This window comes from Lysobacter humi (ex Lee et al. 2017) (genome assembly GCF_054781815.1).
This window is the reverse complement of sequence record NZ_BAAGTR010000009.1, coordinates 239,760-263,439: the sequence shown is the minus strand read 5'-3', so window position 1 is coordinate 263,439 and position 23,680 is coordinate 239,760. Positions and strand designations below refer to the sequence as shown.

At 70.9% G+C, this 23,680-nt stretch carries 18 protein-coding genes; 7 read left to right on the top strand and 11 right to left on the bottom strand.

The features are described from left to right. Positions 1–287 precede the first annotated feature (287 nt). Positions 288–3,659, bottom strand: coding sequence for a S8 family serine peptidase (locus tag ACYVJJ_RS08125; protein ID WP_460832579.1), 3,372 nt, complete (start codon positions 3,657–3,659; stop codon positions 288–290). Positions 3,660–3,868: 209 nt separating this feature from the next. On the opposite strand from ACYVJJ_RS08125, the gene ACYVJJ_RS08120 reads away from it, so the two are divergent. Further along, complete coding sequence (locus ACYVJJ_RS08120; protein ID WP_460832578.1) at positions 3,869–4,489, top strand: hypothetical protein; 621 nt, start codon at positions 3,869–3,871, stop codon at positions 4,487–4,489. 78 nt (positions 4,490–4,567) lie between these two features. Here the strand turns inward: ACYVJJ_RS08120 and ACYVJJ_RS08115 are convergent, their stop codons facing one another. The 3 genes from ACYVJJ_RS08115 to ispG form a co-directional block, all read right to left on the bottom strand. Continuing rightward, positions 4,568–5,104 carry a hypothetical protein gene (locus tag ACYVJJ_RS08115; protein ID WP_460832576.1) on the bottom strand — a complete coding sequence of 179 codons (537 nt, stop codon included), beginning with the start codon at positions 5,102–5,104 and terminating at the stop codon, positions 4,568–4,570. Positions 5,105–5,424: 320 nt separating this feature from the next. Next, positions 5,425–6,126 carry a phosphatase PAP2 family protein gene (locus ACYVJJ_RS08110; protein ID WP_460832574.1) on the bottom strand — a complete coding sequence of 234 codons (702 nt, stop codon included), beginning with the start codon at positions 6,124–6,126 and terminating at the stop codon, positions 5,425–5,427. Continuing rightward, complete coding sequence (ispG, locus tag ACYVJJ_RS08105; RefSeq protein ID WP_460832572.1) at positions 6,104–7,381, bottom strand: flavodoxin-dependent (E)-4-hydroxy-3-methylbut-2-enyl-diphosphate synthase; 1,278 nt, start codon at positions 7,379–7,381, stop codon at positions 6,104–6,106. Before ispG ends, ACYVJJ_RS08110 begins: the two co-directional genes overlap by 23 nt. Positions 7,382–7,484: 103 nt before the next feature. Between ispG and xseA the strand changes: the two genes are divergently transcribed. Both xseA and ACYVJJ_RS08095 read left to right on the top strand, forming a co-directional pair. After that, entirely contained in the window at positions 7,485–8,837 is a 1,353-nt protein-coding gene (gene xseA, locus ACYVJJ_RS08100) for an exodeoxyribonuclease VII large subunit (protein ID WP_460832570.1), read from the top strand. Next, on the top strand, positions 8,834–10,270 hold the full coding sequence (locus ACYVJJ_RS08095; RefSeq protein ID WP_460832569.1) for an aldehyde dehydrogenase family protein: 1,437 nt from the start codon (positions 8,834–8,836) through the stop codon (positions 10,268–10,270). Before xseA ends, ACYVJJ_RS08095 begins: the two co-directional genes overlap by 4 nt. On the opposite strand, the gene ACYVJJ_RS08090 is transcribed toward ACYVJJ_RS08095, so the two are convergent. Further along, positions 10,271–13,174 carry a bifunctional diguanylate cyclase/phosphodiesterase gene (locus ACYVJJ_RS08090; RefSeq protein WP_460832568.1) on the bottom strand — a complete coding sequence of 968 codons (2,904 nt, stop codon included), beginning with the start codon at positions 13,172–13,174 and terminating at the stop codon, positions 10,271–10,273. Positions 13,175–13,312: 138 nt separating this feature from the next. Here ACYVJJ_RS08090 and ACYVJJ_RS08085 point away from each other — a divergent pair, with 138 nt between their 5' ends. Genes ACYVJJ_RS08085 through ACYVJJ_RS08070 form a run of 4 tightly spaced genes read left to right on the top strand, consistent with a single transcriptional unit; the run spans position 13,313 to position 17,054 of the window. Next, on the top strand, positions 13,313–13,864 hold the full coding sequence (locus ACYVJJ_RS08085) for an RNA polymerase sigma factor (protein WP_460832566.1): 552 nt from the start codon (positions 13,313–13,315) through the stop codon (positions 13,862–13,864). Beyond that, positions 13,861–14,682 (top strand): hypothetical protein, encoded by an 822-nt coding sequence (locus tag ACYVJJ_RS08080; protein ID WP_460832565.1) that lies wholly within the window; start codon positions 13,861–13,863, stop codon positions 14,680–14,682. The genes ACYVJJ_RS08085 and ACYVJJ_RS08080 overlap by 4 nt, the downstream gene beginning before the upstream one ends. A gap of 13 nt (positions 14,683–14,695) precedes the next feature. Further along, positions 14,696–15,289, top strand: coding sequence for an IMPACT family protein (locus ACYVJJ_RS08075; RefSeq protein WP_460832564.1), 594 nt, complete (start codon positions 14,696–14,698; stop codon positions 15,287–15,289). Continuing rightward, positions 15,282–17,054: an ABC transporter transmembrane domain-containing protein gene (locus ACYVJJ_RS08070; protein ID WP_460832563.1), complete on the top strand. Its 1,773-nt coding sequence runs from the start codon at positions 15,282–15,284 to the stop codon at positions 17,052–17,054. The genes ACYVJJ_RS08075 and ACYVJJ_RS08070 overlap by 8 nt, the downstream gene beginning before the upstream one ends. Positions 17,055–17,135: 81 nt before the next feature. Here the strand turns inward: ACYVJJ_RS08070 and ACYVJJ_RS08065 are convergent, their stop codons facing one another. The 6 genes from ACYVJJ_RS08065 to ACYVJJ_RS08040 all read right to left on the bottom strand — a co-directional run bounded on the left by ACYVJJ_RS08065 (position 17,136) and on the right by ACYVJJ_RS08040 (position 23,477). Next, a complete protein-coding gene (locus ACYVJJ_RS08065) occupies positions 17,136–20,108 on the bottom strand; it encodes a putative bifunctional diguanylate cyclase/phosphodiesterase (protein ID WP_460832561.1) in 2,973 nt (990 codons plus the stop codon). 126 nt (positions 20,109–20,234) lie between these two features. Beyond that, the gene (locus ACYVJJ_RS08060; protein ID WP_460832559.1) at positions 20,235–20,438 is read right to left on the bottom strand and encodes a cold-shock protein; all 204 of its coding nucleotides are present in this window, start codon (positions 20,436–20,438) and stop codon (positions 20,235–20,237) included. A gap of 98 nt (positions 20,439–20,536) precedes the next feature. Then, positions 20,537–21,310 (bottom strand): S-methyl-5'-thioinosine phosphorylase, encoded by a 774-nt coding sequence (locus ACYVJJ_RS08055; RefSeq protein ID WP_460832557.1) that lies wholly within the window; start codon positions 21,308–21,310, stop codon positions 20,537–20,539. A gap of 43 nt (positions 21,311–21,353) precedes the next feature. Then, complete coding sequence (locus ACYVJJ_RS08050; RefSeq protein ID WP_460832555.1) at positions 21,354–21,923, bottom strand: hypoxanthine-guanine phosphoribosyltransferase; 570 nt, start codon at positions 21,921–21,923, stop codon at positions 21,354–21,356. After that, the gene (nagZ, locus tag ACYVJJ_RS08045) at positions 21,923–22,918 is read right to left on the bottom strand and encodes a beta-N-acetylhexosaminidase (RefSeq protein ID WP_460832554.1); all 996 of its coding nucleotides are present in this window, start codon (positions 22,916–22,918) and stop codon (positions 21,923–21,925) included. The genes ACYVJJ_RS08050 and nagZ overlap by 1 nt, the downstream gene beginning before the upstream one ends. Before the next feature lie 67 nt (positions 22,919–22,985). Then, entirely contained in the window at positions 22,986–23,477 is a 492-nt protein-coding gene (locus ACYVJJ_RS08040; protein WP_460832553.1) for a CYTH domain-containing protein, read from the bottom strand. Between the last annotated feature and the right edge of the window lie 203 nt (positions 23,478–23,680).

Below are 23,680 nucleotides of genomic sequence, written 5' to 3'. Positions count from 1 at the left end.
CTGCTCTCGAGGGTTGCGGCGTGAGCCTGCGCGCAGCCGTCCCGCAGCCGCGACACGGATGACCAGGCAAGAAAGCCAGCACCTCGCGCCTTGCAGGACCGAGCAGGCCAGGCCTCGCAAGCCGACGATTCAACTTCGGGACCGAGGACACCGGACATGTCGCCATGTACCGGCTGCAGCGAGCGTCGAACGATCGAAACACCGTCACGCAACCGCCCTTATGGCGATCGGAACCCCAAAAAAGAAAGCGCCGGGCAAGCCCGGCGCTTTCGTACCACTGGATCGACTTACGGGGCGACGGTCATGCGGATCAGGACCGGCGCGACCGGACGGGTCGGATCGTTCGTCGCGAAGCAGGCGAAGGCCGAGTAGGTACCCGGCGCCATGCCGGCGGCGTTCACGCTGATGCTCGTCGCGACCTGATTGCCCTGGTCGACCTGACCACGGCTCAGGCTCGGGCCGATGAACCACGGCGCGCCGCAGGTCACCGCACCCGTGATCGTAGCCGCCATGCCCTGCGGGCTGGTCTGCATCGTCCAGGCGCCCGTACCGTCGGCGGCCGGGGTCAGCGTCGCGTAGACGTTGTCACCCACACCCGTCGCATACCACGCCCAGCGCGTTGCCACCGGCAGGCGCGGGCTCACCACCACCCAGTAACGGCCGGCCGGCAGCGTCACGTTCTGACCCGCCGCAGCGAGGTTGAGCGAGATGTTGCCCCCCGAGATCGTCACGCCCGCAGCGGTCGGCGCCGCGGTGTAGCGCCACACGGCCGTGTTGGTCGGATGCGACGGATTGCCGTTCGGCGCGCCGGCCGCGTCGGGGTAGATACTCCAGGTGATGTCCGTCGCGCTCGTCAGGGCGCCGGCAGGCATGAAGCCCTGCACGACCAGCGACTGCATCTGGGTGGACGCATTGAGCACGAAGTCGTCGCTCGCGTACTGGCCCGGAATGCCGCCGACAGTGGCCGGATCGGTGAACGTCGTCGAGTACCAGCCGCTCCCCAGGCCGGTCCAAGGCTGGTTCATGACGATCGCGGTCGCCGTGCCGCTCGAGCGGTAGCTGAAGTTCAGCGAAGCACCACCGACGTTGCGGATGGCGAACGCGGCGGAACCGCGGCCGTTGACCGGCACCGAGACCGTCGCCGGAACCGGCGTGGCCGCGAAGGACGGCGGCTGGATCGCGATCGCGACGGGCAGGCGCAGGGTCGGGCCCGAGTTCGGCACGAGCGAGAGCTCGCCGAAGCTCGTGTTGCCGTTCGGCGCGATGCCGCTGGCCGAGCCCTTGACCGTCACGGTGACCGTGACCGTCTGGCCCGGGGCTACGCTGAACGTGGCCGGAGAGACCGTCGCGGAACTGAAGCCGGTGATGCTGGCATTCCAGGTCTGGGTCTGCGACGCCGTGCTACGGAACGTACGCGTGAACGTGCACGTGTTGTAGCAGGTGCGGCTCATCATGCTCGCGAGGTTGAGCGTCGACGGATCGCCGTTCGTGGCCGGGTTGGCCGCGAGGAAGTTCGCCTTGGTCTCGTTGAGCACGAGGCCAGCACGCGCCGCCAGGTCCACCTGCACGCGACCGGTGCCGCGCGAGAACGGATTGGCGAGCGTGACGCCGTCCTGCATGAGGACCGCCGCCTTCGACGTCATCATCAGCGCCGACTTCACTTCCATCGGCGTCCACGTGGGGCGCATCTGGCGGACGAGCAGCGCAGCGCCCGCGTTGTGCGGCGACGCCATGGACGTGCCGCTCAGCAGGCCGATCGCATTCTCGGAGCCCGTCAGCGTGGTGCCGGCCACGACCGCGAGGATGTTCACGCCCGGCGCCGTGATGTCCGGCTTGATGAGCGAGAACGTACCCGCCGGGCCACGCGAGCTGAACGCCGCCAACTGGTCCGGCGTGTTCGGCACGACGACCGGCGGATAGCTGATGCCGGCGGTGGTGGTCGTCGGGTTGGCGGTGAAGAACGTGGCAAGCGCATTGCCCTCCGCCTGGCTGATCGAGAACGCCGGAACCGTGGTGCCCGGAACGGACGGCGAGATCGCGCCGGCCTGGTTGTTCGCGATTACGACGGCGATCGCGCCGGCCGCAGAGGCATTGTTGACCTTGTCGGAGAAGCCGCAGGTGCCGCGACGCACGACCGCGATCGCGTTCTGGAACGCGTTCGCCGGGAACGCGGCGCAACCGTCGTTCGCGGAGTTGATGCCGGGGCTGACGCGCAGCGGGGTGTTACCCGGGATGGCCGCGGAGTGAACCGCGCCGCCCGCGCCTTCCGTGAGGAAGATCTGCTGCAGGTTCGCCGGCACCGGCGTCGGGCCGGTGACGTTGAGCGTGTACTGGAAGTCGCCACGGCCGTGCTGCGAGGCGGCAGTCGTGCTGACCCACGGCTCGTTGTGGCTCATGGTGTTCGGGCCGGGGCCGCTGTTGCCGGCCGAAGCCGCGACGTAGATGCCCGCGTCGACGGCATTGAGGAACGCCATCGAGACCGCGTCCGTCCACGGCGAAGCGCCGCCGCCGATCGAGAAGTTCAGCGCGTCGACGACGCCATCGGCGATCGCCTGGTTGACGGCCTGCACCGACGAGACGTTCGGGCACGAGCCCTGGCCGCCCGGAACGGTGGTGTAGCAGACGTCGAACGCGACGATGTTCGCGCGCGGCGCGACGCCCGAGATGCGCAGCGGGACGTTCTTGAACACCACGTCGCGCACGTTGCCCGCGACCGTCGCGGCGGTGTGGCTGCCGTGGCTGTTCGTATCACCGAAGCCCGGCTCCTCGCGGTAGGCCGAGGGCTGGTTGCAGTAGGTCTGGCCCGGTGCCGTCTCGACGTTGCAGACGAAATCGTAGCCGCCGATCAGCTTCGAGTTGCAGCGGCCCGCGTCGACCTGACCCGGCGCACACGTGCCGAGGTAGTTGCCGAAGCCCAGCGGGTTGGTGTGCGTGTAGCCGTCGACCGGCGAGACCGCCGCGAACGACGGGCTGCCCCAGTTGATGCCGGTATCGATGATGCCGATGACCATGCCCTCGCCACGCACGCCCGGGGCGTAGGGGCGGGTCGAGCCGAGCCACATCTTCTCCGCGCCGATCAGCGCCGGGCCCGCATCGGTGTGCAGTTCGACTTCACGATACTCGTCGACCATGAGGACCGACGGATCGTTGCGCATGCGCTTGGCATCCGCGGGGGTGACTTCCGCGATGATCGCGTTGAGCGCGTGCTGCATGCGTGCGTGCACGCGCACCGGGCCGGACGCGAGACGACCGAGGTCGGCTTCGTGGCGGATCTGCTGCTGCTTGAGGAACTGCACGTAGTCGACCGCTTCGTCGCTCTTGACGTCGAGCTTGCCGGCGTCGGCGCCGCTCTGGATGCGGGGCGCTTCCTCAAGGCCTGCGATCTCGCCGTCGTACGACGCCAGCGGCGCTTCCTTGAAGACGATGATGTGGAGCGCCGGACGATCGCTCACCGCCGCGCTGAGCGACGTCGGCGTCGCCGACGAGGCAGCCGTCGACGGGGCCTGGCGCCCGAAGCTCTTCGCGATGCTCACGCTCAGCTGGCTGAGGCGCGACACCATGTCGCGACCGGTGCTGGTGGACCGCACGCCGACAGCGGCGGCGGCCAGACCCGCCACGGTCAGTGCCGCCGCAGCGACCTTGAACCTGGTACTTGTCATTTGACTCCCCTTTGGACCCGCGAAAATCGGCTGGTCACACCCGATCGGGCACACCTGAACCGACGCCGAATCCGAGCATAGGTGATCTGTCCGGTTTTTTCGTTTTGCAGTGCAGCATTTCCTGAACGTCTCATCGGAGCGGCCATTGGCAGCCCTCTCATGAGCCGCCCGTGCGACCATTCCGGGCCTCGACCGCCGCCGGAATCCGCATGGCCAATTCCCGTACTCCCCTTTTCGTGCTGCTCGCCGCTGCGACGGCAGTCGGGCTCACGGTCTACGTCGTAAAGACCCGCGATCCACAGGCCGTCGCGACGGTGGAACCCCCAACCGCAGCAGCGGCCACCACGCCCGTCGACGAGCCGCCGACCCGGGTGTCGCTGCGCGACGGTCGGGTCGCGACGCCGGGTTCGACCGGCGTTGAGGTTACGCCCGAACAGATGGCAGCGCGCCGTGTCGAGGCGGACAAGCAGATCCATGCGGCACTTGCCCGCATGGACGCCGAGTTCCGGCAGCAACCCACCGGCACCGGACTGGCGGCGGCCCAGGGGCGCGCGCAGGCACTGCTCTCGGATCCACTGGTGTCGCAGGCGATCGCGCAACCGGCATCGGCCGCGTTCGAATGCCGCGCGCAACAGTGCCGTCTTACCGCCGAGTTCGCGCCGGGTGCACCACCGGACGACTGGCTGACGCGCATCAGCACCGCCGGTGCTTCGCTGCTGCCGAATGCGCAGGTCGGACGGGTCCGGCTGCCGGACGGCCGGACGCAGGTCATCGCCTACTACACCGGCGCATCCTCGGCAGGGATGCGGCCTTACAAGGGTCAGCGCTGACCGAGTCGCAGCGGCAACGTACCAAAAGAAAACGCCCGCGAATTCGCGGGCGTTTTCATTACAGCGGCGCGTTGCGGATCAGAAGTTCTTCGGCTGGACAACGTCGATGTAGCTCACGACTCCGCCGCCGGGCACAAGGCAGTTGACCGACAGCGACGCGTCATTGCTGCGGATCGGCAGGTCCGTCGTACCGTAAAGGAGCTCGCCGCCCGTATTCGCCGCGAGCGTTCCGCTCTTCGACGAGATGCTCGTGAGGCTGGCGCTCTGCCCGTCGTATCCAAGCTGCGCCACGCAGGTTGTCTGCGCGTTCGTGGCCGCGGTATTCCGGATTCCGATCGCGACCTGGAGGCCCGTCGTCCCGTCAGCGGTGTACGGAAGGCTAGGGTCCGAGAGCAGCGGGAAGGAACAAACGATGTAGTTGCCCGTCGTCACCGTGTTCTGCACGTATTGCGGGGCGAAGTAGAACGTCTCACCACTCCGGCCGGAAGACGGCTGGCAGTCTGCACCTGCATTGCCCGTGTACCACAGCGAACCTGCCGCGACAGCGGTCTGCGGCGACACGGCGGCACCGAGAGTCAGAGCGAAGGCCAGCAGGCCTGCATTCATCGCTTTCATCATTGTTCCTTAGTGTGAGTGACCAAACGGGTGGGACGACCGCCATTGCAGGCGCCTGTTGACCCGACGACCGTCAGCGGCCCCCTTTTGGCTTCCGCAGTCGATCGAGTCATCCAGCTTTCGAGCCGGAGCCGCGCCAGATTCACTGGTGATTAAGACACGGCTGGGGCTGGATAGTCCCTGTTTGCACGTAAGGCTGCAAGGGTTCCGGCCAGACGAGGCGTTCAGGTAGCGATGCAGGTTCGAAGAGCCTTTGCCGACCGTCCTTTCGGCACCACGGGCCGTCGCGATTTTGTGCGCTGCATCATCCGCTGCGCCGGCTAGACGCGTCGTTCCCGTCGGACGAGGAGCCGGCAGATCAGGACCCAGGCGAGCGCTGCGCACCAGCCGGCGAGGATGTCGGACGGGTAATGCACCCCGAGGTAGACCCTCGACAGGCCTACCATCACCGCGAAGGCGCTGCCGGCGATCAGCACGACCCAACGCCAGCGGGTATTCCAGGCGAGCACGATGCAGACCGCGGCGAGCGTGGCGCTGCCCATCGCGTGTCCACTCGGAAAGCTGTACGTGGACTCGGATGCGAGGGTGGTCCACAGGTTCGGTCGGGGACGCGCGATGACGTGCTTGGCCGCCACGTTCAGAAGTCCCGAGCCGGCCAGCGCGAGCGCGGCGAACGCGCCATCCCGCCACCGGCGACGCAATGCGAGGGCGATCACCAGCAGGACGTCGGCGGGTACGACGCCCCACGCATACCCGACATCCGCAAGCACGAGCGCGGCGCGGTCGAGGCGATCACCCGCGATCGCATGCATGTATCTCAGCACAGGCTCGTCGAACGGCAGCGGCCCGTCATCCATGACCTCCTCCGCCAACTCGCCGAACCCCCACAGCGGCAACGCGATGCAGGCGAACGCGATCAGCAGCGCGCGGCCGTGGCGGCGGAGGATGTGGCGGAGGACGGAAACCTCGCGCCGCGCCGCCTCGGCGGGCGCCGCGACGTCAGGCCGCGTGTCCGGCGCCATAGCGCCGCTCCACGTAGCGGTCGATGAGCTCCACGAATTCGTCGGCGATGCGCTCGCCCCGCAGCGTCACCGACTTCTCGCCGTCCTCGAAGACCGGCGCGGAGGGCGCCTCGCCGGTGCCCGGCAGGGAGATGCCGATGTTCGCGTGGCGCGATTCGCCCGGGCCGTTCACGACGCAGCCCATCACCGCGAGCGTGAGGTTCTCCGCACCGGGATGCGTGATGCGCCATTCGGGCATCTTCGCGCGCACGTGCTCCTGCACCTTCTGCGCGAGTTCCTGGAAGAACGTGCTCGTGGTGCGGCCGCAGCCCGGGCATGCGGTCACCATCGGGGTGAAGGCGCGAAGGCCCATCGTCTGCAGCAGTTCCTGCGCGACGATCACCTCGTTGGTACGCGACTGCCCCGGCTCCGGCGTGAGCGAGATGCGGATGGTGTCGCCGATGCCTTCCTGCAGGAGGATGCCGAGCGCGGCGCTCGAGGCGACGATGCCCTTGCTGCCGATGCCGGCCTCGGTGAGCCCGAGATGGAGCGCGAAGTCCCCGCGGGTGGCGAGCTCGCGGTACACCGCGACCAGCTCCTGCACGCCACTGACCTTCGCGCTCAGCACGATGCGATCGGCCGGCAGGCCGAGCTCGACCGCACGGTGCGCGGAGTCGAGGGCGGAACGGATCAGCGCCTCGCGCAGCACGCGGCCGGCATCCCACGGATCCGCGCGCCGGGCGTTCTCGTCCATCAGCTGCGCCGCGAGCGCCTGGTCCAACGAGCCCCAGTTCGCACCGATGCGCACCGGCTTCTCAAAGCGGATCGCGAACTCGATGAGCTGCGCGAACTGGGTGTCGCGCTTCTTGCCGAACCCGACGTTGCCGGGATTGATGCGGTACTTCGCGAGGGCTTCCGCGCAGGCCGGCTCGCCCGCGAGCAACTGGTGGCCGTTGTAGTGAAAGTCGCCGATGAGCGGGACTTCGACGCCCATCATCGCCAGTCGGTCGCGGATGCGCGGCACGGCTGCCGCGGCTTCCGGGTTGTTCACGGTGATGCGCACGAGCTCCGAGCCGGCCCGCCACAGGTCGGCGACCTGTTGCGCGGTGGAGACGACATCCGCGGTGTCGGTGTTCGTCATCGACTGCACGACGACCGGCGCCCCGCCGCCAACCTGCACGCCACCGATCACCACGCCACGCGTGGCACGCCTCGGCAGGGGGCCGTAGGCGGCGGGGTCGGCGGGCGGTGCGGCGGGGGTCAGGACGGCATTCATGGCGGCGATTTTACGGCCTCGGCACTGAATCGCCCGGCCGCGGCGTTCGCTTCCCCTTCGCGACCGCCGGCGCTAACGTGGCCGGCCGCCCGCGCCCCGCCCCATGGACAACGAACGCGCCACGCCCGTCTTCTCGCCGAGCCAGCTCAACACGCTGGCCCGCGACATGCTCGAGACCACGTTCGGCGCGGTCTGGGTGGAGGGCGAGCTCGGGAGCGTGACGCGGCCGGCGTCGGGCCATCTCTACTTCACGCTCAAGGACGCCCGCGCGCAGATCCGCTGCGCGATGTTCAAGCCCAAGAGCACCTGGCTGCGCTTCCAGCCGCGCGAGGGCCTGCGCGTGCTCGGCCGCGGCCGCCTCACGCTCTACGAGGCGCGCGGCGAGTACCAACTGGTGCTCGACCACCTCGAGGAAGCCGGCGAAGGCGCCCTGCGTCGTGCCTTCGACGAGCTCAAGGCGCGCCTCGCCGCCGAAGGCCTGTTCGACCCTGAGCGCAAGCGCGCGCTGCCTGCGCATCCGCGGCGCATCGGCGTGATCACCTCGCCGACGGGCGCCGCCGTCCGCGACGTGCTGAGCGTGCTCGCGCGCCGCTTCCCGCTGGTCGAGGTCGACGTGCTGCCGGTGCAGGTGCAGGGCACCGGCGCGGCGCCGCAGATCGTCGACATGCTCCAGCGTGCCGCGGCGAGCGGCCGCTACGACGTGCTGATGTTGACGCGCGGCGGCGGCTCGCTCGAGGACCTGTGGTCGTTCAACGAGGAGTCCGTCGCGCGCGCGGTCTCGGCGAGCGCGGTGCCGGTGATCTGCGCGGTGGGGCACGAGACCGACTTCTGCCTGGCGGAATTCGCGTCCGACCGCCGCGCACCCACGCCGTCGGTCGCCGCCGAGTTGCTGGTACCGCATCGCGACGATCTCTCGCGGCGGATCGAAACGCTCGGCCGCCGCCTGCAGGCGCTGCAGGCCCAGCGCCTGCAGGCGGCGATGCAACGCACCGACCGTGCCGCGCTCCGGCTCAATGCGCTGCGCCCGCAGGCCTACGTGCAGATGCTCTGCCGTCGGCAGTCCGAGGCGTTCCGTCGCCTGGAGGCCGCGTGGCAACGCCGCCTCGAGCGCGAACAGGCGCGGCTGCGCCATGCCGAGGCGGTGCTCCGCGCACGCCACCCCGAGCGCCGCCTGGGCCGACTGCGCGAACGTGTCGCGGCCATCGCCAACCGCCCACAGGCGGCGATCGGCCGGCGCCTCGCGCATGACGCGCTTCGGCTGCGTGGGCTCGCGCGGTCCCTCGAAGCGATCAGTCCGCTGGCCACCGTCGCACGCGGCTACGCGATCCTGCGCCACGACGACGGCCGGATCGTCCGCCGCAGCAACGACGCGGCACCCGGTGATCGGCTGCGCGCCCGGGTCGGCGACGGCGAGCTCGCGCTACGCGTGGAAGCGATCGACCGGGACGCCTCGTGACCCCACCCCACGACCAGCCGCTCTACCTCGCGGGCGCACCTGTCCTCACCGGTGAGTGGCTCGAGGTGCACGACAAGTACGACGGCCGCGTCATCGGCCGCGTCGCGCGCGCCGACTCCGCCACTGTCGAAACCGCGATCAGCGCCGCCACGGCGGCACGCGGGGCGATGGCGGCCCTCGCCCCGCATGCGCGTCGCGCGGTGCTGGAGCACTGCGTCGCCCGTTTCGGCGACGAGCGCGAATCGCTCGCGCAGCTCGTGTGCGGCGAGGCCGGAAAGCCGATCCGGGATGCGCGGGGTGAGGTCGATCGCCTGATCGACACGTTCCGCATTGCCGCCGCGGAGACGATGCGGCTCGACGGCGAGGTGCTGGACCTGCAGGTGTCCGCCGGCGCCGCCGGCCTGCACGGCCAGACGCGGCGTGTGCCGATCGGCGTCTGCAGCCTGATCACGCCGTTCAACTTCCCGCTGAACCTGGTCGCGCACAAGGTCGCGCCGGCGATCGCTGCGGGTTGCCCGTTCCTGCTCAAACCGTCCGAGCGCACGCCGCTCGGTGCGCTCGCGATCGGTCGGATCCTCGCCGAGACGGACCTGCCACCCGGGGCGTTTTCCGTGCTGCCCTGCGACGTCGCGGCATCCGCGCCGCTCGTCGAGGATCCACGCATCGCGATGTTGAGCTTCACCGGTGGCCCCGTCGGCTGGCAGCTCAAGGCACGCGCGGGCCGCAAGCGCGTGACGCTCGAGCTCGGCGGCAATGCGGCCTGCATCGTCGACGCCGACCCGGGCGTGCCGATGGATCATCTGGTGCGGCGCCTCGTCTTCGGCGCCTATTACCAGAGCGGGCAAAGCTGCATCAGCGTGCAGCGGATCATCGCGCACCGGGACGTCGCCGATGCGCTCGAAGCGGCGCTCGTCCCGGCGATCGGCGCGTTGCGCACGGGCAATCCGCACGACGAGGCGACGGACGTCGGGCCGCTGATCGATGTGGCGTCGGCCGACCGCCTCGAAGGATGGATCCGCGACGCCGTCGGCGCCGGGGCGCGGGTCCTCGTCGAGGGCCGCCGTCGCGGAACACTGCTCGAGCCATGGCTGCTCGCCGACGTGCCGCGCGACCTCGCGCTGTATCGCGAGGAGGCCTTCGGCCCCGTCGCGATGATCGAACACGTCGACACGTTCGATGCCGCGATCGAGCGCGCGAACGACTCACGCTACGGCCTGCAGGCGGGCGTCTTCACCGCGCGCCACGAGCATGTCCAGCGCGCATGGGCACGGCTCGAGGTCGGCGGCGTGATCGCGGGCGACGTGCCGAGCCTGCGCGTCGACTCGATGCCGTATGGCGGAGTGAAGGATTCGGGCATCGGCCGCGAGGGCGTGCGCAGCACGCTGCTGGAGATGACCGAACCGCGCCTGCTCGTGGTACGCACGCCGGGCTGATCAGCCGGCGACCACTTCCAGGGCAGGAACCTCGTTGACCAGCTCGGGAAGCGGGCGCCCGTAGAGGTAACCCTGCCCCAGCGTGCAGCCGAGCTCGCGCACGACCTGCTGCTGGTGCAGGTTCTCGATGCCTTCCGCCACCGTGTGGATGCCGAGCGAGCCGGCCAGCGCCTGGATCGCTCGCACCACCGCCTCGCTCTCGTTGCGCGTCTCGCTGCTCAGGCCGGCGATGAAGCTCTGGTCGATCTTCAGGCACTCGATCGGGAAGCGGTGCAGGTAGGACAGCGCCGAGAAGCCGGTGCCGAAGTCGTCGAGCTGCGCGAGCACGCCGTGGCCGCGCAGGTGGCGCAGCATGTTGAGCACGCGGGGAGCCTCGTCGAGCAGCGCGACTTCCGTGATCTCGATGCGCAGGCGGCGCGGATCGGCGCCGGCGCGGTCGAGCAGGCGCAGCAGGCGGTCGGCGAAGCCGACGTCGCGGAAGTGGCGCGGCGAGACGTTGACCGAGATGTAGCCTTCGCGCGTGTGCGCGATGCGGTCGGCGACCTGCGCGTAGACCAGCCAGTCGACCTCCTCGATCAGCGAGCTGTTCTCGCCGACGCCGACGAACGCGGCGGGCGTGAGCAGGCCGCCGCTCGAATGGCTCCAGCGCAGCAGCGCCTCGTGGCCGACCACGCTGCGGTCGGCAAGCCGCACGATGGGCTGGTAGAAGGCCACGAAGCCGTCCCCGTTGATCGCGCGGCGCAGGTCGGCCTCGAGGTCGAGGATGCGCATGGCCTCCTCGCGCATGGCCTCGTCGAACGTGGCCCAGCGGCCGCGGCCCATCGCCTTGGCGCGATACATCGCGGCGTCGGCGTCGCGCAGCAGCTCGGAGCCGCTGCGGTAGCGCGGGTGCCAGAGGGCGACGCCGATGCTCGCGGAGGGAAACACCTCGCGTCCCGCCACCCACCACGGGCGGCCGAGCGTCTCCAGCATGCGGGCGGCGAGCTCCTCGACCACCTCGACGCTCTCGAGGTCGCTCACCAGCACGGCGAACTCGTCACCGCCGAGGCGCGCGACGATGTCGCCCTCGCGCACGACGGAGGCGATGCGGCGGCCCGCCTCGATCAGCAACTCGTCGCCCGCCGAGTGCCCCGCGCTGTCGTTGATCAACTTGAAGCGATCGAGGTCGAGGAACAGCACCGCGAACAGGCGGCGCGGCACCGCATGCGTCGACTCGATGGCTTCCGAAAGGCAGTCGACCAGGTGGCTGCGATTGGGCAGGCCCGTCAGCGCGTCGTGGCGCGCCTGGTGCATGAGGCGCTGCTCCGCGCGCAGGCGCTCGGTGATCTGTGCGACCAGCTCGCGATTGGCACGGGCGAGCTCGCGCGTGCGAGCTTCGACGCGGCGCTCGAGGTCGGCATGCGCCTGCACGAGCCGCTCCTGCGAGCGCTTGCGCTCCAGGCCGATGCCGATGTGGTGCGCGACGAACGTGAGCAGCTCCTGGTCGCGCCGGGTGAAGCGGATCTCGGGCGAGTAGCTCTGCACCGCGATCACGCCGACCGCTTGCTCGTCGCGGTAGAGCGGCACGCCGAGCCAGTATTCCGCGAGCGCGCCGCGGCTGGCGAGCAGCCCGTCGCGGGTCAGCCGATCGATCGTCGCGCGGTCGGCGAGCAGCGGCGTCTTCTGCGTGAGCACGTACTCGGTGAGGCCGAAGCCCAGTGGACGCTTGTCGCGCGTCCCGTCGCGCTCATCGACCGAGTACGGGAACTCGAGGTCCTCGCCGTCGTCGGAGATCATCGCGATGTAGAAATTCCGCGCGTAGAGCAGCTCGCCGACGACCGCATGCACTTCGCGGTAGAAGACGTCGAGCGACGGCGCGCTCATTGACAGCTCGGTGATCCGGAACAACGCCGAATGCAGGCGCTCGGCGCGCTCACGCTCGGCAATCTGCGAGTGCAGCCGCTCGTTCATGCGCTGCAAGGCGAACGTCCGCTCGCGCACCCGGCGCTCGAGGTCTTCGCGTGCAAGATGGCGGTCGAGCGCGGTGAGGATGTGCTGGGCGACGAAGGAGAGCAGCGCACGCTCCTCCTCGCCGTAGACGGCCGCGCGATCGTAGCTCTGCACCACGATCGCGCCGCAGACGCGGTCGTCGCGGCACATCGGGACGCCGAGCCAGTCGAGGCTGTCCGGGCCATGGCGGGTGTCGCGATCGACGCCCAGCTGCGTGCGGATCGCTTCCGAGGGCCCGCGAATCGCATCGCCGTGGCGCAGCACCGCGAAAGTCAGGCTGTTGGGCATCTCCTCGGCGGTGAACTCGCGCGCGGGATCGGCCTGCCAGTCGTCGCGCTCGTCGGCGAAGTAGACGAAGCGCAGGCTCTCGCGGGCGTCGTCGTAGAGCACGATGTAGAAATTCGCCGCATACATGAGCCCACCGATGACGTGGTGGACCATCCGCAGCATGTCGTGAAGGTCGTGGTCCGAGCCGGCGAGGTCGGCGATCTCGAACAGCGCCTGCTGCAGCCGCTCGGACTTTTCCAGCGACTCGGCGCGGGCAAGCAGCCGCTCGGCCTCGAGGTGGGTCGTGATGAGCGCCCGCGCCATGTCGGTCCACGCCAAGCGCAGGTCGGCGTCGACCGGCGCGGACAGCCCGACAGCGACCGCGGCGCGGCGACCGCCCGGCAGCGCCCAGCACTCGCCGATCCGCTCGGCGACGGCCTCCGGCCGTGCTTCGCCCGCCAGAAGCGCGCGGCAGCGATCATGCAGGTCGGGAACGGCGTCGTCCGAGGCCGCCTCCCCCGGGGCGACACGGTCGTGCCAGGCGACCACGAGTTGCGCCTCGACCGGCAGCCCCTGCTCCAGCGCGGCGACGAGGTCGCGGCGAAGGGCTCGCAGGGGCGCGCTGTCGGGGGTCTCGGGGCTGGGCACGCCGGCTCCGCTCGGGGTCTGTCCGCAGAATACGTGATGGGTACCGCATTTGAACCCCCGGCGCCAGAGCGACCGTGGGCACAAGGTCGTTAGCGGCAGGGCTGTACCGCGGCCTGAGCAGTCCGTACGCTGCCGCCGATGAACGGCCCGGACGCCACCGACGAATCGCTGATGCAGGCCTGGGTGGCCGGCGACGCGACGGCGTTCGAGCAGCTCTACGGCCGCCACAAGGGGCCGCTCTACCGGCACATCCTGCGGCAGCTGCGCGACCCCGCCCTCACCGACGAGGTGTTCCAGGACGTCTGGCAGCGCGTGATCACCGCGCGTGCCGGCTGGCGCCCCGATGCGGCGTTCAGCACGTGGCTCTACCGCATCGCCCACAATCGCGTGACCGACCACTGGCGCGCAGCACGCCATCGGCCTGCCGCCCCGGCGGACGCCGATGCCCGCATCGAGGCCGTCGCCGACCCCGATACGCCCGAACGGACGTTGAGTGATTTCGAACAGCGTCGGCGCCTGCAGCTGGCGCTCGACGAACTGCCCGACGAGCAGCGCGAGGTCGTGCTGCTGCGGCTCGAGCAGGAGCTCACGCTCGAGCAGATCGGCGAAATCACCGGTGCCGGCCGCGAGACCGTGAAGTCGCGCCTTCGATACGCGATGGACAAGCTGCGCGCGAGACTCAAGCCATGACCGCCCCCACGCCCGACCTGCCGAACGACGCGCTCTCCGCCGAGGAGCGGGCGTTCGCCGCGCAGCTCGCCCGGCTCGACGCCGGCGCGGGGCCCTCGGCGGCGCTCGACGCGCGCATCCTCGCCGCGGCACGGGCGGCGCAGGCGCCGCGCCCTGCGCGCACGCCGCGCCGCTGGCCGGCAATGGCGGGTTCGGCGGCGATCCTGGTCGCCACGCTGGGCCTCGCCTGGCAGCTGAGCCCCATGTTCGAGCTGCCGCCGCCGCGCGCGGAGACCCGCGAGCAGGCCGCGCGCGATGGTGATGGCATGCACGAGGCGGACGTCGTCGTGGCTGTCGAGCCGGTGCAGCCGCGTGCCGCGCCCCCCGTCGACGCCGCGATCGCCGATGCGGCTGCGCCCGCGACTGCCCCCGCGCCGACGGCGCAGCGACAGGCGGCGCCGTCCAGCGTGCCGCGCCTGGCCGTCGCGCCACCGCCCTCGCCCGCCGCGAAGCGCGCCGAGGCGCGCGCGGCCACCGGCAATGCGACCGAGGCGATCGCCGCGGACGCCGCCGCCGCAGCCCCCACTGCCGCCTCGGCCGCGCCACAGGCCGAGGACGCCTCCACGCTCGACCGCGTCTCGGTGACGGGCAGCCGGGTCCGTCGCCCGGGCCCCGTGCCCAGCGACTACGCGATGCTGCCGGCCGAATGGCTCGAGCGCATCCGCGAGCGGCGCAGCGAGGGTGACGTGGAAGGCGCGCGCGAGAGCCTGCGCCGCTTCGTGCTCGAGAACCCCCACGTGGAGGTCCCCGAGGACCTGCGCGACCTGCTCACGCGATGAGCCACATCCGCGCGTGCTGACGCTCGCCGGCCCCGCCCGCGCCGAGCTCGAGGTGAAGCACAGCCGCTTCGTCGCGCAGGCGATACCCGTCGCCACGCCCGAGGAAGCGCTCGCCGGCCTCGCCGCGATCGCGGATCCGGCGGCGACGCACAACTGCTGGGCCTTCCGGACCGGTCAGGCCTATCGCTCGAACGACGATGGCGAGCCGTCCGGCACCGCAGGCCGCCCGATCCTGGCCGCGATCGACGGCCAGGGCCTCGACGGCGTGCTGGTCGTGGTCACGCGCTGGTACGGCGGGGTCAAGCTGGGCGCGGGCGGGCTGATTCGTGCCTACGGCGGCGCTGCGGCGCAGTGCCTGCGCGGCGCCGAGCTCCGTGCGGTCGTGGCGTCCCGGACGCTGCGGCTGCGCTACGGCTTCGAGGACACCGGGGCGGTCCACCTCGCGATGGCCGCCATGGAGGCCGAGCGCCTGACGGAAACGTTCAACGGCGACGGCGTCCTGCTCGAGCTGCGACTACGCGCCGATCGCGTCGACGCCTTGAAAGCGCAGCTGCGCGACGCCACACGCGATCGGATCCGCCTTCACGAGCCCGATGCCGATGCCTGAGCCCACCGGGCCGACCGCCGCCCCCGCCGCGCGCCTGCGCGGCCTGCGCGTCCTCTGGCCGTTCGTGCAGCGGCACCGCGCGCTGTTCGCGGCGTGGCTCCTGGCACTCGGCGCATCGTCGTCGGCGACGCTCGCGATGCCGGTCGCCTTCCGGCGGATGATCGACCAGGGCTTCGCGGTCGGCGGCGGCGACGCGATCGATCGCGCCTTCGTGCCGCTGTTCGTGCTCGCCCTCGCCCTCGCGATCGCGACCGCGGCGCGCTTCTACTTCGTTTCGCTGCTCGGCGAGCGCGTCGTGGCCGACCTGCGCGACAGGCTCTACGGCCACCTCCTTGCGCTCGACGCGGCCTTTCACGATCGCACCCGCTCGGGCGAGCTGGTTTCGCGACTCAGCGCGGACACCGAGCTGCTGCGCAGCCTGGTGGCGACGACGATGTCGGTCGCCCTACGCAGCACGGTGACCTTCGTGGGCGGGCTCGCGATGCTGTTCGCGACCAGCCCGCGGCTCGCGGCCTATGCGCTCGTCGGCATCCCGCTCGCGGTGCTGCCGATCGTGCTCGGCGGCCGGCGGCTGCGGAAGGTCTCGCGCGACAGCCAGGACCGCATCGCCGAGGCGAACGCGGTTGCCGCCGAGGCACTCGGCGCCGCGGCGACGGTGCGCGCGCATGCCCGCGAGCCGTTCGAGCGCGGGCGCTTCGCCGAGGCGCTCGCCCTCGCGGTGCGGACCGCACGTCGGCGCGTCGCGTCGCAGGCGGTGGTCACCGCGATCGCGATCAGCCTGATCTTCGGCGCGATCATCGTCGTGCTGTGGCTCGGCGCGCATGACGTCGTCGCCGGGCGGCTGTCGGCGGGCACGCTCGGGCAGTTCGTGCTCTATGCGCTCATTGCGGGCGGCTCGATCGGCGCGCTCGCCGAGGTCTGGAACGAGCTCCAGCGCGCCACCGGCGGCATGGGCCGCATCGCCGAGCTGTTCGACGAGGCGCCCGGGGTCGTTCCGCCGGCCGAGCCGCGCGCGCTGCCCAAGTCCGTGCGTGGCGAAGTGGCCTTCGACCGCGTCACCTTCGCCTATCCCGGCGAACCCGGGCGCCCCGTGTTGCGCGACTTCGACCTGCGTGTGCGGCCGGGCGAGACGGTGGCGCTGGTCGGGCCCTCCGGCGCCGGCAAGAGCACCGTGTTCTCCCTGCTGCTGCGTTTCCACGACCCGCAGGCCGGTACTGTCAGCGTCGATGGCGTACCGGTGCAGGCGATCGACCCGGCCGCGCTGCGCGGCGCCATCGCACTCGTCGCGCAGCACCCGACCCTGTTCGCGACCAGCGTCCGCGAGAACGTGCGCTACGGCCGGCTCGAGGCCGACGAGGCCGCGATCGCGCACGCGATCCGCTCCGCGCACGCGGCCGATTTCGTCGCGGCGCTGCCGCAGGGCCTGGAGACGCCGCTCGGCGAGCGCGGTGCGCGGCTGTCGGGCGGGCAGCAGCAGCGCATCGCGATCGCGCGCGCGGTACTGCGCGATGCACCGATCCTGCTCCTCGACGAGGCCACCAGCGCGCTCGATGCCCAGAGCGAAGCCGCGGTGCAGGCCGCGCTCGAAGAGCTGATGGAAGGCCGCACGACGCTGGTCGTCGCGCACCGCCTCGCCACCGTGCTGCGCGCCGACCGCATCGTGGTGATGGACGCAGGCCGGATCGTCGCCGAGGGCACCCACGACGAACTCATCGCGCGCGGCGGCCTCTATGCGGAGCTCGCGCGACTGCAGTTCATCGACTGACGACCCGGGCCGAGGAATTCGCGTGGACGCGTTGCCTCGCCTCCGGCCGCTCCCTGCGCCGGTGCGTTCCCGCGCAGCGCCCTACTCCACGGGCGCCGGTTCCACACGGGCGCCGCGCGCGAGCAGCGCTTCGAAGGCCTCCGCCGGCACCGGCCGGCTGTAGTAATAGCCCTGCACCTGGTCGCAGCCGTGCCCGTCGAGCGTGGCCGCCTGCGCCGCGGTCTCGACGCCCTCGGCCACCACTTGTGCCTCGAGCGCATGCGCCATCGCGACGATCGCCTGCACCACCGCGCCCTGCTTGCGGTCGTCGGGCAGCCGCCGCACGAAGGAGCGATCGATCTTGATCGTGTCGAAGCGATGGTCGGTGAGGTAGCCGAGGTTCGAGTAGCCGGTGCCGAAATCGTCGATCGCGATACGCACCTCGAGGCTCCGCAACCCGGCGATGAGCCGGCCCGCACGCTCGGGGTCCGCGAACATCTGGCTCTCGGTGAACTCGACCTCGAGAAGCGGGCCCGGCAGGCCGGAGCCGCGCAGTGCGTTCGACACCATCGCCAGCAGGCGATCGGCGTCGAAGCGCGCGAGCGAGACGTTCACCGACACCGGCCCGTGCAACAGGCCGGCGTCGAGCCATCGCTTCGACTGCCGGCAGGCCGTGAGCATCACCCAGCGATCGATCTCGCCGACGAGCCCGCTCTCCTCCGCGACGGGGATGAAGTCGAGCGGCGGCACGAGCGTGCCGTCCGCGCGGCGCCAGCGCACGAGCGCCTCCATGCCGGTGATGATGCCGTCGGGCCGGTGCACCTTCGGCTGGTAGACGAGGAAGAGGTCGCCGGCCGCCAGCGCATCGCGCAGATCGTGCTCCAGCCGCAGGCGGCGCTCGGCACGCTCGCCCATGCTGCGCGTGAAGTAACTGAAGCGCCCGCGGCCGGCGTGCTTGGCGTGGTACAGCGCGGCATCGGCCTGGCGCATCAGCGAGCGCATGTCCTGGGCATCCTGCGGGTACAGCGCGATGCCGATGCTCGCCGAGACGTGCAGCCGATGCTCCTCGACCTCGACCGGCTCGCGCAGCGCGAGCAGCATCGCCTCGGCGACGCGCGCGGCGTCCTGCGGCTCCGCGCGGCGCTCGAGCAGCACAACGAACTCGTCGCCGCCCTGCCGGCTCACCGTGTCTTCGGCCCCGACGACGCCGAGCAGCCGCCGCGCGACCTCCTGGAGCACGAGGTCGCCGGTCTGGTGCCCGAGCGAATCGTTGATCGTCTTGAAGTGGTCGAGGTCGACGAACAGCAGCGCGCCCGCCAGCCCCAGCGGCACGCCGGCGAGCGCATGCTCGAGCCGGTCCTGCAGCAGCACGCGGTTGGGCAGGTCGGTAAGTGGGTCGTGCTGGGCCTGGTGCGACATCTTGAGCGCCATCGCGCGCGTCTGGCTGATGTCGTGGAAGACCATCACGCCGCCGACCAGCCGGCCTTCGCGGTCACGGATCGGCGCGGCGGTGTCCTCGATCGGCCTGCGCTCGCCGTCGCGACGTTCGAGCAGCATCTCGCGCTGCAGCGCCACGATGCGGTCCTCGCCCAGCGCGATCTGCAGCGGCGACAGCGGCGGCTGCCCGGTCGCCGGATCCACGAGCCGCACCACGTCGCCCACATGCCGCCCGAGCGCATCGCTCTCGGCCCAGCCCGTGAGGTCCTCTGCGACCGGATTGAGCAGCGTGATGCGCATGTCGGTGTCGCAGGCCACCACCGCATCGCCGATCGAGTCGAGCGTGACGCGGAAGCGCTCCTTCTCCGCGGACAGCGCACGCTCCGCGGCCTTGCGCGCGGTGAGGTCGAGCGCGAGCACGAAGATGCCGTCGACCCCGCCCCGCCCGGCATGCGGGATGTAGTGCACCTCGAGGTCGCGATCGCCTACGCGCGTCTCGAACGTACACGGCTCGCCGGCACGCGCGCAGGCGACGTGCGCGGCGACCGAGTCGGCATAGTGATCGCCGAGCACGTCGCGCGGCGTGCGGCCGATCACGCCCGACGCGGGCTGGCCGAGGAACTGCGCATAGCGCCGGTTGACCAGCTCGTAGCGCCCTGACGCATCGATGCGGCCGATGGCTGCGGGCATGTTGTCGGTGACGAGGCGGAACCGCTCGAGCGCATCACGCAGCGCACGGCTCGCCGCGCGGCGTGCCTCGGTCTGCACGGCGACCACGAGTGGCGCGAGCATCGCGAGCGCGGCGTAGGCGGCCACGTCCCGGAACTCGAGGCCGGCCAGCCCGGGTGCGAGATCGTCGGGCATTGCGCGATGCAGCGCCAGAAGCGTGGCGACCACCAGCAGGTGGATGAGCGCGCTGCCCAAGCTGCCCAGGCGCAACGCGGCGAGCACCAGCGGGATCACGATCACGACGAATGCGCCTTCGAAGGCGCGCACGGCGACGACCGTCGTCACCACGCACAGCAGCGCGACGATGCCGAAACGCACGAGCTCGCGTCGGCGAAGCAGGCGCGCGCGCGCCTGCGGCGTGGCGGCGAGCATCGCGGGCAGCAGCGTCAGCATTCCGAAGGCGCCGCCGACGAACCAGTCGCGCCACAGGGTCCAGCCGCCCCGCCCGCCCTCGATCAGCCAGGCCGCGCTCGCCGTCAGCGCCGGCGCGCCGGCAACGGCGATACCCACCACCCAGGCGAGATCCGACACGCTGGCGAGGCCGCGCGGATCGCGCCGCGCCACGACGAACGCCGCATAGGCGAGGCCCGCTTCGAGCACGCGCAGCGCGCTGCGCAGGGTCGCGTCCATGGTCTCGCCGGTGCGCGCACTCGGCGCGGCGCCCGCCGCGAAAACGATGAAGGTGGCGAGCAGCACGCCGATCGCCAGTGCATGCGACGGACGTCGCAGCAGCAGCATGCCGAGCGTCCACGCGCCGGCCAGGCGGATGCCGGCGACGCGTGTGTCCTCGATCCAGCTCAGTGGAATGACCGCATAGGCGAGCAGCACCGCGCCCAGCACGGCAGCAAGCGTCCAGCCCCAGGAGTTCCGGGCGCCGTGTCCCAGCTGCGCTGTCGCGTCCGCCGCCATCCGCCCGCCTCCCCGCATCAGCCCGCGAGCTTAGGCAATAGTCCGGGGCGTGCAAACGACAGGTGAGCGCGCTCACAAAAAAGGCCCCGCTCGCGCGGGGCCTGGAATCCGGTCGAAGGTCCGGTATCAGGCGGGCACGACGCCCGAGGCCTGCATCCCCTTGGGACCCTGCGTCACCTCGTAGGTGACGCGCTGGCCTTCCTGCAGGCTGCGAAAGCCCTTGGAGCTGATGGCCGAGTAGTGCACGAACACGTCCGCAGTGCCGTCCTCTGGCGAGATGAAACCGAAGCCCTTGGCGTCGTTGAACCACTTCACGGTGCCGTACTGCATATCCTTGATGACCTCATGCTGGGAGCGTTGGCGCGCCGCGATGCCGGAGTGGACGCGGCCGCGACCCGAGTATGCAAACGTCTCCCGCGGTTTGACAATCAGGTGTTTGAATCGGCCGCGATGCGATCGAGCAGCGCGCCCAACAGGCCCGGAAGATGCGCCGACGCCGCCGCGACGTTGTCGAGCACGTCCTGGAGCGTGATCACCTCGTCGACCTGCGGACCCGCACCGGCCGCCCAGTTCGCGACGATCGCCAGGCAGGCGTAGTCGAGCCCCAGCTCCCTCGCGAGGCCCGCCTCCGGCATGCCCGTCATGCCGACGAGATCGCAGCCGTCGCGGCGCATGCGTGCGATCTCCGCACGCGTTTCCAGGCGCGGGCCCTGCGTCGCGCCGTAGCAGCCCGCGTCCACGAGCGGCACCGCGGCGGTCGCGGCGGCCTCGACGATCTCCGCGCGCAGCCAGGGCGTGTAGGGCTCGCCGAAGTCGACGTGCAGCACCTCAGTTCCCGGCTCCTCGCAGATCGTGGAGATGCGGCCCCACGTGTAGTCGATCAGCTGGTCCGGGCAGGCGAGCACGCGCGGGCCGAAGCGCTCGGTGATGCCGCCGACGGTATTGAGCGCGAGCACGCGTCGCGCACCGAGCGCCTGCAGCGCAGCGAGGTTGGCGCGGTAGTTCACGAGATGCGGCGGCACCGAATGCCCCTCGCCGTGGCGGGCGAGGAAGGCCACGCGATGGCGACCGAGGCGGCCGACGCGTACCGGCCCGGACGGACGCCCGAAGCGCGTGTCCGGCTCGTGCGCCTGCACGTCCTGCAGGTCCGCGAGGCGGTAGAGGCCGGTGCCGCCGATGACGGCGAGGGCGATGTCGCTCATGGATGTCCTTGCGGATGCGCCGCGATGCGACGCGTGGCGCCGCTCACAGTGCGGCGAGCGCGTCGTCGGTGAGCGCGCGGATGACGGGGAGGTTGCGGCCCTGGTCCTGGAAGTCCATGCCGTAGCCGAAGACGTAGCGATCGGGGACGTCGACGCCGGCGTAGTCGGCGCGCACGCCCTCGACGCAGCGATCATGGCGCTTGACCGCGAGCGCGGCGATGCGCACGTCCGCGGCGCCCTCCTCGCGGCACCAGCGCACGATCGCGTCGAGCGTGTGGCCCTCGTCGACGATATCGTCGACGAGCAGCACGCGGCGGTCTTTAAGCGACGTCGCCGGCCGATGCTTCCAGACGAGTTCGCCGCCGCTCGTCGCGCCGCGGTAGCGGGTGGCGTGCAGGTAATCGAACTCGAGGTCGAGCCCGAGCGCGCCGATCTCCATCGCCAGCCGCGCGGCGAACGGCAGGCCGCCGTGCATCACGGTGAGGAACAGCGGCACGCTCCCGGCGAAGTCGTCGCGGATCACCGGCGCCATGCGCTCGATCGCCCGCTCGAGCGTCGCGCGGTCATGGATGAGGTCGCTGTTCTCGAGCGCCCAGGCGATGTCGCGGCGCATCAGGCGAGCCCTTCGATGCGGCCGCGCGTGGCGGCGTAGCGCTCGTCGGCGAGCAGGCCGTCCCAGGCGAGCGGGCCGCGGCCGATCAGGCCCGCCATCGCCATGGTGTTGAGCGCACGGCCCTCCACGGCCTCGAGCGATTCGGGGACCAGCTCCGGATGGCAGACGAGCACCACGTCGCAGCCTGCATCGAGATGCGCGTCGATGCGCGACTTGATCCCACCGGCCGAGAATGCCGCCGCCATGCCGATGTCATCGGAGAACACCACGCCGCGGAAGCCCATCTCGCCGCGCAGGATCTCCTCGATCCAGCGGCGCGAATAGCCTGCGGGATCGGGGTCGACCGCCGGGTACTTCACGTGCGCCATCATCACCGCGTCCGCGCCGCATTCGATGCCCGCCACGAAGGGAACGAGATCGAGCGCGCGGATCTCCTCGAGCGGACGCGCATCGACGGCGTCGTCGAAGTGCGTGTCCTCCAGCACCGACCCGTGTCCCGGGAAATGCTTGAGCGTCGCGGCCATGTCGGCCCTGTGCATGCCGGCGACATAGGCACGCGTGAACTCGGCGACGACCTGCGGGTCGGCGGAGAACGCGCGATCGCCGATCGCGCGGTTGCCGCGGCCGAGGTCAACCACGGGCGCGAAGCTGAGGTCGACGCCGGTCGCGCGCACTTCGGTCGCCATCAGCCAGGCATGCTCCTCGGCGAGCTTGAGCGCGCCTTCGGGATCACGGCGATAGAGCGCGTCGAACGTCTCGAGCGGCGGGAAGGCGGTGTAGCCCTCGCGGAAGCGCTGCACGCGGCCGCCTTCCTGGTCGACGCAGACCAGCTGCGGCTGGCGCGCGGCCTCGCGGATCGCCTGGCTGAGCTCGGCCACCTGCTGCTTCGAGGCGACGTTGCGGGAGAACAGGATGACGCCGCCGCAGGCATCGTGCTGCAGCCAGTCGCGCTCCTGCGCGGTGAGTTCGGTGCCGGCGATGCCGATGACGAGCATGGACGGGTGCTCCGGGGAGGTCGGGACCGGGCATTGTGCCCCGGACCGCGTGGAGACGGCAGCGGCGTCAGCTGCGCCAGGTCGAATAGGGACGGCTGGCGAGCGCGAGGTTGTAGTAGCGCGCGTCGTCGGTGACCTCCTCGCCGAGCCAATCCGGCCGCTCGTAGGTGGCATCCGCTGCCTCGAGTTCGAGCTCGGCGACCACCAGCCCCGCGTTCTCGCCGAGGAACTCGTCGACCTCGAACGTGCGCCCGCCGACCTCGACGTAATGCCGCCGCTTGTCGATCACGCCGCCCACCGCGAGCTCGAGCAGCGCGCGGGCATCGTCGACCGGGATCGGGTAGTCGAACTCCTGCCGCGTGGTGCCGAGCTCGCGTGACTTCATGTTGAGGTAGGCCGCGTCGCCCTGGATACGCACGCGCACCGAAACGTTCATCGCGCCGGCGTCCAGCGTGGCCAGATCGTTGAGGTAGGCCTGCGCCATGGGCACGACGCGGGTCGCCTGTGTGCGCCAGGCGTCGGAGGTGACGAGGAATTTGCGTTCGATTTCGATGGGCATGGACTTGGGTGATCCGGGTTCGCGGGCTGTGCGGAATGCGGCCTGAAGTTTAGAGAGCGTTTCGGGCGCCACAGCGCACGAAACGCCATCGCCTTACGTCCGACGCGCGCCGGACGCTTCCCACTCAGCCGCCTGCAGACGTAGCCGCGGATCGAAAGCCGTCCAAGCGCGTAAGGGAACGCGTGGCGACGCGTTCTTGATGC

Coding starts and splice junctions, on each gene's coding strand:
- ACYVJJ_RS08125 (WP_460832579.1), bottom strand. CDS start 3,659: ATGACAAGTACCAGGTTCAAGGTCGCTGCGGCGGCACTGACCGTGGCG.
- ACYVJJ_RS08120 (WP_460832578.1), top strand. CDS start 3,869: ATGGCCAATTCCCGTACTCCCCTTTTCGTGCTGCTCGCCGCTGCGACG.
- ACYVJJ_RS08115 (WP_460832576.1), bottom strand. CDS start 5,104: ATGAAAGCGATGAATGCAGGCCTGCTGGCCTTCGCTCTGACTCTCGGT.
- ACYVJJ_RS08110 (WP_460832574.1), bottom strand. CDS start 6,126: ATGGCGCCGGACACGCGGCCTGACGTCGCGGCGCCCGCCGAGGCGGCG.
- ispG (WP_460832572.1), bottom strand. CDS start 7,381: ATGAATGCCGTCCTGACCCCCGCCGCACCGCCCGCCGACCCCGCCGCC.
- xseA (WP_460832570.1), top strand. CDS start 7,485: ATGGACAACGAACGCGCCACGCCCGTCTTCTCGCCGAGCCAGCTCAAC.
- ACYVJJ_RS08085 (WP_460832566.1), top strand. CDS start 13,313: ATGAACGGCCCGGACGCCACCGACGAATCGCTGATGCAGGCCTGGGTG.
- ACYVJJ_RS08080 (WP_460832565.1), top strand. CDS start 13,861: ATGACCGCCCCCACGCCCGACCTGCCGAACGACGCGCTCTCCGCCGAG.
- ACYVJJ_RS08070 (WP_460832563.1), top strand. CDS start 15,282: ATGCCTGAGCCCACCGGGCCGACCGCCGCCCCCGCCGCGCGCCTGCGC.
- ACYVJJ_RS08065 (WP_460832561.1), bottom strand. CDS start 20,108: ATGGCGGCGGACGCGACAGCGCAGCTGGGACACGGCGCCCGGAACTCC.
- ACYVJJ_RS08060 (WP_460832559.1), bottom strand. CDS start 20,438: ATGCAGTACGGCACCGTGAAGTGGTTCAACGACGCCAAGGGCTTCGGT.
- ACYVJJ_RS08055 (WP_460832557.1), bottom strand. CDS start 21,310: ATGAGCGACATCGCCCTCGCCGTCATCGGCGGCACCGGCCTCTACCGC.
- ACYVJJ_RS08050 (WP_460832555.1), bottom strand. CDS start 21,923: ATGCGCCGCGACATCGCCTGGGCGCTCGAGAACAGCGACCTCATCCAT.
- nagZ (WP_460832554.1), bottom strand. CDS start 22,918: ATGCTCGTCATCGGCATCGCCGGCACCGAACTCACCGCGCAGGAGCGC.
- ACYVJJ_RS08040 (WP_460832553.1), bottom strand. CDS start 23,477: ATGCCCATCGAAATCGAACGCAAATTCCTCGTCACCTCCGACGCCTGG.